An 11,094-nucleotide genomic window follows, 5' to 3' on the forward strand; every position below is an offset into this window, starting at 1 on the left:
CAGCGGGGCGGTCGCCGCGGCCGCGCCCTCCGCCGCCCCGGCCGCGGCGCCGGCAGCGCCCGCTGCGCCCTCGGCCGCGCCCTGCTGCCCCATGCCCATGAAGTCCGCGGCGGTGCCCAAGAAGTTGCCCGGCATGTAGAAGCCCGACGAGAAGATGGTGTTCCAGATGTTGGCGTTGGGACCGAAGTTGTCCCACAGCCACGACCCGTCGATCCCCGACAACGCGGTGCCCGCCGTCGCGGTCGTCCCCGCCCCCGGTGCGGCCATGTCCTGCAGGGTGCCCGGCACCGCCGACATCATCCTGGTCAGCGTGCTCTGCCCGGTCCCGGCCGAGGTGGCCGCGGCCTGGCCGACGGCCGCCGACTGCGCCGACACCCCAGCGGGATCGGTGCTCTGCTGCGGCGCGACGAACGGGGTCAGCCGGCTGGCCGCCGCCGAGGAGCCGGCGTAGCCGTACATCGCCGCGGCGTCCTGGGCCCACATCTCGCTGTACTGGGCCTCGGTGGCCGCGATCGACGGCGTGTTCTGGCCCAACACGTTGGTCGAGACCAGCGACATCAGCTGGGCCCGGTTGGCCGCGATCTGCGGCGGGGGCACCGTGGCCGCGAACGCGGTGGTGTAGGCCGCCGCGGCCGCCTCGGCCTGGGCGGCGGTCTGCTCGGCCTGCACCGCGCTGGTGTTCATCCATTCCACGTAGGGCATGGCCGCGGCCGCCATCGCCGCCGATGCCGGGCCGTGCCACTCCTCGTCGGTCAGCGCCGACAGCACCGCCGAATACGACAGCGCCGTCGACCGCAATTCGGCGGCCAGCCCCTTCCACGCCGAGGCGGCAACCAACATCGGGCCCGAACCCGCTCCCGAATACATCCGGGCCGAGTTGATCTCCGGGGAAAGCATCGCGAAATCCAGCGTCATCGGTCGCGCCCTTCTCTTAGGTGGTGTTGGCGGCTTCGTCAGCCGCACAGGACGTTGCGCTCGCACCCAAAACCGAGGTGAATGTCTCGTGGGTTGCTGCGGCGTGCGCGCTGAATTGTGTTGCGGTCAAGGCGGATACCTCGGCGGCGGCCACATTCTCCGCGGCCGGCCCCGATCCAACGCCATCCAGGTGACCGGCAGCCGTCGCCAGCGCTTCGGGACGGGTAATTACAAACGACATCGCACTGCTCCTCTGGCAAACGGACCAACGAGTGGCTGGCGTTGCTGCGTCACCCGCCGCGGCGGCAGGTCAGGACGGTCACGCCGGGAATGATAACCGTTTTCATTACGGCCCCATGAGGCGCCCACCGGGCGGCGCGGCTAGTGCCGGCGCGGTCCGTTCACATCGACCCGCGAAACGGGGATGGGATCAGGGTGTCTCGGGCTTAGCCGATACGGGCCGAGCCGATACAGGCTGAGCGGGAGGCGCCGGGGTCGGGTCGCAACGAAATGGTCATCGGTCTGGAGTACGGACTATCGTCGGGACTCACTTCGCTCTCACCTCCTCACGGCCAGGGCACACGGGGATGCCGCCACATCGCACATGGGGAGGGGCGCCCGAACCGGACCAGGCAACCACCGCACCCCTCTCGTCCGAGCTTCGGCACCACACGGCGTATCCGGCCGGATCGGACCGGAAGCCACTTGGGCTCAACCCTTAAGCCGGGAGGAGCTGTCCTGACCCTGGGCGTCTCTCGACGTTCGAGGTCAGTGGCCTATATCCGTGCGGACGCCTCACCTAGCGAGGTGCATGCAAAGCCATCGTGGCACTCGAAGCGAGGCGAGTCAACTCACCTGCCACCCAGCCGCAGGAAGCCACTCGCCTGCGCGGCGATCGGAAAACCCATGCGGCGCCGCGGGTTTCCCACCCGGCGTCAGCCCGACTTCTTCTCGGCCACCGCCGCGCTGAGGCCCTCGGCCAGGTCCTCGCCGGTGAGCTCCTTGAACCGCAGCAGGTCACGCTCGCTGAACTCGGTGGTGTCGCTGGCCAGCACCGCGTCGAGGTCCTCGTCGTCCAGGCGGAAACTGCGGTGGTCGCGGGCCTTTTCCACCACGTTGCGCACGAAGCCGGCGTTGCCGAGGGTATCGATCCCGCGGATCAGGTCCCCGTCTTCGGAGTAGCTCTCGTCGAGGTAGAACTTGGTGTACGACGGCAGCAACACCTGCGCCGATTCGTCGGTGATGACGTCCTCGTTCTCCCGCCCCATCAGTTTGGTCAGCGCGAGCAGTTCGTCCGGGGTGTAGCTGAAGAACTCGATCACGGTCGAAAAACGCCGTCGCAGACCCTGATTCACCTCGAGCATCTTGTCCATCGCCTTGGCGTAACCCGCACCGAAGACCACCAGCTCGTCGCGATGGTTCTCCATGTACAGCAGCAGGGTGTTGATGATCGCGTTGCCGTACGGGTCGCCCTGGTGATAACCGCGCTCGAACAGGGTGTGCATCTCGTCGAAGAAGACCGCTCCGCCCAGGGCGCCTTCGAGCATCTCCTCGGTGTTCTTCTCCGCGTCGGCCATGTACCGGCCCAACAGCTTGGTGCGGCTCGTCTCCACCACGAGGGGCTTGCGCAGCACGGTCAACCCGCACAGCTGTTTGGTGAAAGCCCTTGCCACCGAGGTCTTTCCGGTACCCGGCGGCCCCAGCAACAGGGTGTGGCGCGATGTCACCGGCACCGGCAGCCCCATCTTGGCCCGGGCCAGATTCACCTTGGTCGTCGACTTGATGAGCCTGATCTCCCGCTTGGCCTTTTCCATGCCCAGCATCGCGTTGAGCTCGGCGTCGCCTTCGGCGAGGTACTTCGCGGCGGCCTCGGCGTGCCGCGCGGCCTCGGTCTGGGCGCGGGTCGGGGCGCTGTCGGGATCCCACGGGTCCGTGCGGGCCTCGATCGTTTCCGGGTCGGTCAGGATCAGCCGGTAGTCGGGGTTGTCCAGCGCCTCGCGGGCCGGGGTGAACTTCGGATCCCGCGAATACACCCGACGCAACAGCTCGACGGCCTCGTCCTCGCGGCCGAGGTGCCGCAGGCACATGCCCTGGGTGTACAGGGCCACGTTGGCCGCGCCCGGCACCCGGTCGGCCTCGATGGCTTCCTGGCCGCGCCGCACGGCCTCCTCGAACACCCCCAGCGAGGCCAGCGCCGTGGTGGCCATCGCCGCGCCCGCGGCCTTCAGCTCCGGGTTGCGCCAGACCTTGCCCTCGGGAAATTGGTTGAGCACGTCGGGCCACCGCCCGGTGCGGAAGTACAGCACCCCGCGCACGTAGGTGACCAGCTCCTCGTCGAACGGATGTCTGGGCTCGACGTTGTCGAGCAGCTTCGCGGCCTCCTCGTAGTGCTTCGCCTCGGCCAGCGCGGCGGCGTACCCGCAGGCGAGCGACTCCACGCTGGTGATCGCCAGCCGCAGGAACAGCCCGTCGGAGACCTCGGGCCGGAACTGCAGGTCGGTGACCCCGAGGCGGCGGATCTCCCAGCCGAACGTCCTGGTGGACGCCCACGCGCCGGCGAGCACGTCGATGCTTTGCTCACCCGCCAGCACCCGCGCCAGCCACGCATCGCACATGCCGGGGTCGATGGTGGACGCCATGGTGAACATCTGCGACGCCACCTGCGGATTGTGGCTGGGCTGCAGCCCGTTCACGGAGATGCCGGACGCCAGCAGCCCGGCGACCATCGCGTTGCGGGCGTCCTCGACGGTCGATTGCGGGCGAGTCATTGTGCTGCAGGCACGGCCGCAGCGCTCTCGAGCACCTGAGCGACCGGCAGCACCAGCTCATCGCCCTCGAGCAGGTCCCGGGTGGGCACCACCAGCAAGGGCCGCGGGGTCGGGGCCGGCAGGCTGGCGCGCACGGCCGCCAGTTGGCGGCCGGTGAGCCGGTTCAGCCCGTGCGGCAGCCCCTTCGGGGTCCGCTTGTCGCTGTGGTAGCGCACCCAGGCCGACACCAGCGGGCGCCCGCCCTGGGTGGTGAGCCGGATGGTCACCACGGTCGCCTCGGTGTCGGGCTGCCACAGGTCTTCCACGGTCTCGGTGGTGATGTCCGACGGCGTCAACCAGAAGCTGGTCGCGAACCCGTTGAAATGCTTGAGGTAGCGCCACCCCGGGCGGCTCCACGTCGGCTCGAGGTCGGCCAGCACGGCCTTGTCCACCTCGGCGAGCTCGTCGGCGGTCAACGGCCGGGCCGCGCAACCGTGCCCGTCGAGATCCTGGGCGAGCCGCTCGGTGGCCGCGACCAGCGTCGCGGCCAGCGAGTCGCGGGCCGCCACCGCGGCGACGTTGCGCTGGGGGTTCATCCGCAGCACCAGCCAGGTGCGGCGCACGTACGAGGCGGGCTGTTCGCCCACCACCTCCCACTCCTCGGGCCCCCAGTCGTCGAGCTTCGACAACTCGGCGGCATTGCCGCCACGCCGCACCTTCACCGAGACGATGTCGATGCCGTCGAGGTGGACGTCGAACTGGTGCAGCCCGCCGGCGACCGCCTGCACCAGCAGCGTGGGGGCCGACGCCGCCGCGCGATGGCGGTGGCGCCCCGCCGCGTCGTCGTCGCCGCCGTCGACCGCGATCACGGTGACCAGGCGGCCCGCGTACTCGCGGACCCCCACCTTGTCGTGCCCGTATTTGCGCCGGTGATCGGCCGCGGGCGTGCAGCCCGCGGCCAGCGCCGTGCCCGGATCGGCGGACCAGTCCCACAGCCACGTGACCAGTCCGGACGTCAGCGTGAGGCCGTGGTGGGTGACCAGCGACAGCAGCGTGATGATCGCCGCGAGGCCGACGCCCACCCAGAAGGCGATGCGGTGCTCGCCCTGCCAGGACTGCGGGCAGTGGCTGGCCACCAGCATGATCGCGACGTCGACCAGGAACACCGTGGTGACCCGCAGCCACGACAGGGACAACCCGAACCTGCGCTGAGCCTTCATCGCTATCGCCGCCCCGCCCTCACTGCTGCTTCCGTCGCTTCGTCATCGTCGCCACGCCGAAGATCGCGCCGCCGATCAATAGTGCGCCGGTCAGTCCCCCGGCGGCCACCCACACTGGCACCATATCGCGGTGCGGTGGCGGCTTGGGCACCGTCAGCGGCGCCGACAACTGCTGTGGCGGCTTGGCCGGGCCCTCGGGCACGTCCCACGTCAGGGCCGCCACCGGGTCGACCACGCCGTAGCCGATCTGGTTGTCCACGCCGCGGGCGGGCGCCCTGGCGGTGCGGGTCAACCGGTTGATCAGCTGATACGCCGAAAGATGCGGGAACTTGGCGCGGACCAGCGCGGCCACCCCGGACACGATCGCCGCCGAGAAGCTGGTGCCGGCCGGCACCAGCAGCGTGTTGTCCGGGCCGTCGATCGCGTTGATCAGGCCGTCGTCGCGCGGCGAGAGCCCGACGATGTCGGATCCGGGCGCGGCGATGCCCACCCACGGTCCCGCGATGCTCGACGCGCCCTGGCCCTGACCGCCCTGGGTCAGCGGCCGGCCCTCCGGGTCCACCGCGCCGACCGTCAGCACGTAGTCGCTGAACCAGGACGGGGTCACCACGGTGGTGACGGCGTTCCAGTTGCGCGGATCCTTGGGCTGCAACGGGTCGAAGATCGGGTTCTGCTTGCAGTCCTTCTTGCTGCTGTCGCCGGCCGCGGCCACGATGACGGCGTTCTTGTCCACCGCGGCGTAATGCACCGCGGCGCCCAGCGAGCGCTGGTCGATGATGTTGCGCGCGCTCATGCACGTCACATCGGAGATGTTGATGATCTGGGCGCCCATGTTGGCGGCATGCACGATGGCCCGCGCCATCGTCTCGACGTTGTCGATCTTCGCCCGGGTCTGCGGATCCTCGTCACCGGTGTAGGCGTCCTTGAGGCCGAACGCCTGGCTGGATTGGCGGATCGAGATGATGTCCACATCGGGCGCGATGCCGCTGTACGCGTCCGGCGCCGGCCCCGACGGGGCCGGGGGTGGTGGCGGTTTCGGCGGGTCGAGCGGACGCGGGTACACCGGGTTGTCGACGCCGACGACCCGCAGGCCACCCGCGTGGCTGGGTATCGTCACCGTGCCCGCGGCGCCACGACCGGCCGCCGGGGCCTGGCCGGGCCCGGGCGCCGGACCCTGACCCGGCGCCGGCGCCGGCGCGGGTGGTGCCGGCGGTGCCGGTGGCGCAGCCGGCGGGGGGAATCCGAATGGGCCCGGCGCGGGCGGCGGCGACGCCTCCGACTGGGGCGGCGGCGGAACCATCGTCACCGTCTGCGGCAGCGGTGACAGGGTGACGGTCTGCGGCGGCGGCGCCTTCGGGGGCGGCTCGGTGGTCGGGATGGTGACCGGCTTGCGCGGCGCCGCCGGCGGCGGCGGTGCGCCGTTCGCCGGGGCCGCGCCGATCATCGACGCCACGATCGTGCCGTGGGCGTCGCAGTCCGACAGCCCGTCGCCGCCCATGATGTAGTCGCCGCCGGGGATCAGGTGCGGGAACCGGGAGTGCGGCGTCACGCCCGTGTCGATGACGGCGACCTTCACGCCCGCGCCGCGGCCGAACTGCCACGCCTCCTGCAGGTTGAGCATGTCCATGTACTTGGGCGGGGACCGGAAGTCGGTGCCGGGCAACACGCCGACCTCGGTGCAGTACGAGTTCTGCTTCATCGGCGCCGGCGGCCCGGGCGGACCGTCGGGCGGAACCGCGGCCGGATCGACCGTCGGGGGCGAAATCGCGTACGCCGGCGGCAGGCCGGCCAGCGCGCCCGAGGCCAGCAGCAGCGCAGCGACGGTCGCGCGGCAGGCACGACCACGCCACATCGTGCCGTCAGCGGTACCGGATGGCTGCATAGACATTCATCAACCACAATGCCAACGGGAAGATCGGCATCAGGCAGAGGTATTCGATCCATTCCACGAACTTGCGGAACAGCGGGCTGTAGATGGTGTTGGGCACCACCGCCGCGGCCGTCAGACCCGCCGCCGGCAGCAGGACCAGGATCCCGGTGCAGATCGACACCGACAGCGGCGAGTGCAACACCAGCGCGTACCGCAGCACCACCGCGCCGACGATCAGCACCGACGTCCCGGCCAGGGTGATCGCCTGCCAGCGGTCGACGTACGAGCGCCCACGCAGCATCAGGAACCCCGCGCTGAAGCCGGCCAGCAGCAGCGGCAGCCAGCGCTGCTCGGTGTGCGGATCGGACAGTGCGGTCAGCGAAACCACCATCAGCACGCCCAGCCCAAGCAGCAGCCCGGTCAAAAACGACCGGGCGCGCTCGGCCTGCAGCAGCACGTCGCGCACCGAGGCGGGCCCCTCCAGGATCGGAGGACCGCCGCCCGAACGCACCACGGTCGTGGGCAGGTCGGGCCGTGCCTCGAAAACCCACCGGCTGGTGGCCGACGGGAACACCGGCAGCCGGATGCCGGCCAGCCGACGCGACATCGCCGGCGCGCTGTGGTAGGCCAGCACGCAGGCCAGCACCACGCAGGTGAACAGCGTCACCGCGCCGCTCATAGCGATCATCCGCGCCAGGGCGGCGATCGCCGTGACCCCGCTGACCGTGATGATCGCGGTGTAGATCCCGAGCCGGCGCCCGGTGAAACGAAGGGCCAGCATCGTGGCGATGGTCAGCACCCCGAAGCCCAGCACCGCATGCGGGGAACCCACTCCGCCGGGCGGCGCCGCCGCGGCGGCGACGGCCAGCGGCGCCAGGCCGCTCAGCAGCATGATGTCGCCGACGCGGCGGTCTTCTTCGGTGCGGGCCCGCAGCAGCACCAGCATGGACACGCCCAACACCAGCGCGGCGATAACGCCGGTGTAGATGGTGGTCAGCCACGAGTTGTGGTGGAAGCGCCACCAGCCCAGCAAGCCCGTCGCGGCGATCACGCCGATGGCGACCATCGAGGCGCCGACCTGAACCGCGACGACCGGGTCGATCGCGGCGAACCGCTTGCTGAGGTTTTGCGAAACGGCGGTGGAGATGTGCTCGACGACCTGCGACCGCTTCTCGGTGTCGACGACGAACCGCAGCCACAGGCGGTCGCCGTCGTAGACGTCTTGTTCGGTGAGCGATTGCGTGGCCCGCAGGGGGGTGCCGTCGACCAGGCACAGCGCCCACTTGCCGCGGCCCTTGGCCTCCAGCGGCGTCTCGCCGAGTTCGCGCAGCCGGCTGTTGACCACCTTCAGCAGCGGATCGGTCATCACCGAGACGGGGGCATTGGCGTCGAGCAGAACGCCGATCTGGACACCCTCGCCGGCCATGATGCCGACCACGACGGCCCGAGGCTGCGCGACTCCCTCGATATCGGGCTGTGGCGCTGCAGCTACCCCAACTACCGAAGTCATCGCGACGCACCCCCTGGCGTGGTGAATGTGTAAACCCGTGCAGTTGACCGCGCGGGGGCTGTTGCCGACCCGCTCACCGGGGCGCCGCGGCCCCCCGGGATTTGCAGCCCGACGAATTCGGATTTCATCTGAGTCCCGCCCTCGCGATAATTGTTCCGGCTTTGCTGGTGAACCGTCGTCAATGGTTCTAGAGAAGTATGCCGTGTTTGCCTGTTGCCCGCACGTTGTGGGCAAACACGTTGGTAAACACTGCGTTTCGCAACCCGGTTCACACCCTGCGGTGGGTTTTCCACTCGCCGTATGGCAGCGTGTCCAGCACCGTTTTTATACCGACCTGCACCAATTGCGGGGTGGCCGGGCAGATGGCCAGCCACGCCTCCCCCGAACCCGCGGTTCGCGCCTGTTGGTAAAGGGCGATCCGGCCGCCCGAACCGTCCTTGAGCGACAGCACCGAGGCGCTCGGGCCCTTGGCGTCGTCCCGGTATTGGCGCGCGTACACCGCGGCCTCGGCCGCCGGGTCCGAAAGCGCCTGCCCCAGCGCGGCCACCGTGGAAGCGCTGATGCCCATTCGCCGCAGGTCCCCGCCGGAGAACACGTTGAAGCCGGACTCCTGCCACGATTTCGTCGCTTCCAGCATCTCCTCCAGCGGCACGTTCACCGCGTTGATCGCCGCGGGCTCCGCGTGATGGATCGACTCGAGGCCGTCCAGCACCAGCGACGCGATCGAGGCGCTGTCGGCGACGGCGACGTCGTCGACCGTGATGTCGTTGCCCACCCGGACCGCCGATACCCAGTGCTGATTGCGGCGGGCCAGCACCACGCGGAACTCGTTGTCGGGGATGTCGCGGGAGCCGGGCGGCTGGTTCTCGTCGTCGACGACGCCGTACAGCAGCTTGCCCCGCGACAGCAGCGCGATGACCTCCAGGTCGGGCGCGGCGAGCACCCGCATGCGCTCGGCCACCTGCTCCTGCACCTCGTTCAGCTCGTTGACGACGATGCCCTGCTCACGCATCACCGCCATCCCGGGGTGTTCGTTGAGCCAATCGTTCGAGTCGGTGGACACGTAGGGCCGGCACCGCAGTTCCGGCGCCACATGCCGGATGTCCAGCAGCGCCTGCAGCATCCAGAAGCCGTCGACGTTGACGGTGATGTCGGTGCGGGTGCTCTGTGAGTCCATCAATTCCTCAAAAGTCGACGTGCTCGGACAACCGCAGGACGCGGCAGCACACCGAGGTATGGTGTGCTGCCGCGCCTGAAGTCGGGGTTAGGCCCAGCTGGAGCCGACGGCGCTGTCGGTGCTGGCCATGTTGCTGCCGGCGGTCTGCACCTTCTGCCCGTGGGCGTTGGCCTGCTCGTAGATCACCTGGAAGTTGCGGCCCAACTGGGTGATGAACTCCTGGCAGGCCACCGAGCCGGCGCCACCCCAGAAGTCACCGGCGGCAATCACATCGCGCACGATGGCCTGGTGCTCGGCCTCCAGCGAGGCGGCCTGCGCGCGAATCAGCGCACCGTGGGCGTCGACATCGCCGAACTGGTAATTGATCGTCATATCGGTGTTCTCCTAACGAATGAAGGGGTACGCAGCCGTGATTTGTGCGGCTAGTGGCTGAGGATCTGCTGCGAGGCCTGCTCTTGGGTCTCGTAGTTGTTGGCGTCGCGGATCAGCCCGTCGCGGACCCCGTGGAGCATGTTGACGATGTTGTTGAACGCCTGGTTCATCTGGCCCATGGTGTCGTAGGAGGTCGCCTGGGCCTGCCCACTCCAGCCGGCGCCGGCGATGTTCTGCGAGGACGCCCACATCTTGCGCGCCTCGTCGGCCACCGTCTGAGCGTGCATCTCAAAGCGGCCCGCCATGGCCCGCATCGCGTGCGGGTCGGTCATAAAACGTGCTGGCATTGTGCCTATCTCCTTATTACGCGGTTATTGGTTTCGTGTGATGGACGACGATGGCCATACCAGTCGCGCGGTGGCGCAACCGTCGAGCCGGGGAAGGATGAAGACGGTCCCCCCTTCGGGTCAGAGGGCTGCGACGGCGTTGGCCGCCTCGGTAGCGGCGTAAGAGCCGGAACTCATGCCCAGGGTGTTGACGAACATCTCGTGAATCGCCGCGGCCTGGGCGCTGACCGCCTGGTACATCTGCGCGTGCGCGGCGAATTGCGCCGCGGTCAGCGCGGACACCTCGTCCGCAGCGGCGGGCACCACGCCCGTCGTCGGGGCCGCCGCGGCGGCGTTCTGGGCGCTCAGCGTGGAGCCGATCCCCTGCAAGGTGCCGGCGGCGGCAGCCAAAGCCTCCGGCTGCGTCGTCACGAACGACATACCGTTTCCTCCCTCGATCTATCCGCAAACTCTCTGCATGAGAGTAGATGACTGCGGCCTCGGAGGCTGTCTCCGAAGCCGCCTGTTTGCAAGTGTTCACGAAACGCTACGGCAAATTCATTTTTCGTAACGACACAGTAACAGCGTTTGGCCCGGATTGGGATGCTTATCAGGCCTTCACAGCAAAGAATGTCCGGCCCGCCGGGCGGAAGCCCGCTGGCAGCCGCATTCACCGAAGCCCGGGGCGGTGCCGGCGCCGATAAAAATCAGGTGGCCGATTAAATTCCGCAGGGGCTCAGCAACCCCGCCCCCGCGGGCGTCGGCCGGGCTCAGGTGGCCCGTGGTGTGGGGTTATCCGGCGGATAGTGGGCGGGCCATGACGGTGGGTTTGAATCCGTAGCGTGGTCCGGCGCCGGCGCCGCGGGCCATGCCGGCTCCGGTGGTGGCGGGCACGCCGCCGACGAGGTTGCCGGCCCCGGATTCGGGGGCGGTGATGACCTCGCTGACCGGGACCGC

General features: G+C 69.4%; 10 protein-coding genes and 1 riboswitch. All 10 genes read right to left on the reverse strand.

What is annotated here, in order from left to right; genetic code table 11:
- On the reverse strand, positions 1-915 hold a 915-nt coding region (locus OQ968_RS24605), incomplete at its 3' end, for a PPE family protein (protein WP_324682257.1).
- A gap of 638 nt (positions 916-1,553) precedes the next feature.
- A riboswitch (M-box (ykoK) riboswitch) is annotated at positions 1,554-1,729 on the reverse strand.
- Between the two features lie 121 nt (positions 1,730-1,850).
- A complete protein-coding gene (eccA, locus tag OQ968_RS24615) occupies positions 1,851-3,683 on the reverse strand; it encodes a type VII secretion AAA-ATPase EccA (RefSeq protein ID WP_324682259.1) in 1,833 nt (610 codons plus the stop codon).
- Positions 3,680-4,882, reverse strand: a complete 1,203-nt coding sequence (gene eccE, locus OQ968_RS24620) for a type VII secretion protein EccE (RefSeq protein WP_324682260.1) — start codon at positions 4,880-4,882, stop codon at positions 3,680-3,682. The genes eccA and eccE overlap by 4 nt, the downstream gene beginning before the upstream one ends.
- Before the next feature lie 19 nt (positions 4,883-4,901).
- Positions 4,902-6,764 carry a S8 family serine peptidase gene (locus OQ968_RS24625; RefSeq protein ID WP_324682262.1) on the reverse strand — a complete coding sequence of 621 codons (1,863 nt, stop codon included), beginning with the start codon at positions 6,762-6,764 and terminating at the stop codon, positions 4,902-4,904.
- Positions 6,742-8,262 (reverse strand): type VII secretion integral membrane protein EccD, encoded by a 1,521-nt coding sequence (eccD, locus tag OQ968_RS24630; RefSeq protein ID WP_324682263.1) that lies wholly within the window; start codon positions 8,260-8,262, stop codon positions 6,742-6,744. The genes OQ968_RS24625 and eccD overlap by 23 nt, the downstream gene beginning before the upstream one ends.
- A gap of 268 nt (positions 8,263-8,530) precedes the next feature.
- Complete coding sequence (locus tag OQ968_RS24635) at positions 8,531-9,439, reverse strand: ESX secretion-associated protein EspG (RefSeq protein ID WP_324682264.1); 909 nt, start codon at positions 9,437-9,439, stop codon at positions 8,531-8,533.
- A gap of 87 nt (positions 9,440-9,526) precedes the next feature.
- Entirely contained in the window at positions 9,527-9,811 is a 285-nt protein-coding gene (locus OQ968_RS24640; protein ID WP_324680932.1) for a WXG100 family type VII secretion target, read from the reverse strand.
- A 50-nt stretch (positions 9,812-9,861) separates the two neighbouring features.
- A complete protein-coding gene (locus OQ968_RS24645; RefSeq protein WP_324674753.1) occupies positions 9,862-10,158 on the reverse strand; it encodes a WXG100 family type VII secretion target in 297 nt (98 codons plus the stop codon).
- Between the two features lie 120 nt (positions 10,159-10,278).
- A complete protein-coding gene (locus OQ968_RS24650) occupies positions 10,279-10,578 on the reverse strand; it encodes a PE family protein (RefSeq protein WP_324682265.1) in 300 nt (99 codons plus the stop codon).
- A 351-nt stretch (positions 10,579-10,929) separates the two neighbouring features.
- On the reverse strand, positions 10,930-11,094 hold a 165-nt coding region (locus OQ968_RS24655), incomplete at its 5' end, for a PPE family protein, SVP subgroup (protein ID WP_420716003.1).

The sequence above is a fragment of the Mycobacterium sp. 663a-19 genome (assembly GCF_035616495.1).
Taxonomy (GTDB): Bacteria; Actinomycetota; Actinomycetes; order Mycobacteriales; family Mycobacteriaceae; genus Mycobacterium.

Bases quoted from the DNA above. Each gene is read 5' to 3' on its own strand.
- eccA (WP_324682259.1), bottom strand. From the start codon at position 3,683: ATGACTCGCCCGCAATCGACCGTCGAGGACGCCCGCAACGCGATGGTC.
- eccE (WP_324682260.1), bottom strand. From the start codon at position 4,882: ATGAAGGCTCAGCGCAGGTTCGGGTTGTCCCTGTCGTGGCTGCGGGTC.
- OQ968_RS24625 (WP_324682262.1), bottom strand. From the start codon at position 6,764: ATGCAGCCATCCGGTACCGCTGACGGCACGATGTGGCGTGGTCGTGCC.
- eccD (WP_324682263.1), bottom strand. From the start codon at position 8,262: ATGACTTCGGTAGTTGGGGTAGCTGCAGCGCCACAGCCCGATATCGAG.
- OQ968_RS24635 (WP_324682264.1), bottom strand. From the start codon at position 9,439: ATGGACTCACAGAGCACCCGCACCGACATCACCGTCAACGTCGACGGC.
- OQ968_RS24640 (WP_324680932.1), bottom strand. From the start codon at position 9,811: ATGACGATCAATTACCAGTTCGGCGATGTCGACGCCCACGGTGCGCTG.
- OQ968_RS24645 (WP_324674753.1), bottom strand. From the start codon at position 10,158: ATGCCAGCACGTTTTATGACCGACCCGCACGCGATGCGGGCCATGGCG.
- OQ968_RS24650 (WP_324682265.1), bottom strand. From the start codon at position 10,578: ATGTCGTTCGTGACGACGCAGCCGGAGGCTTTGGCTGCCGCCGCCGGC.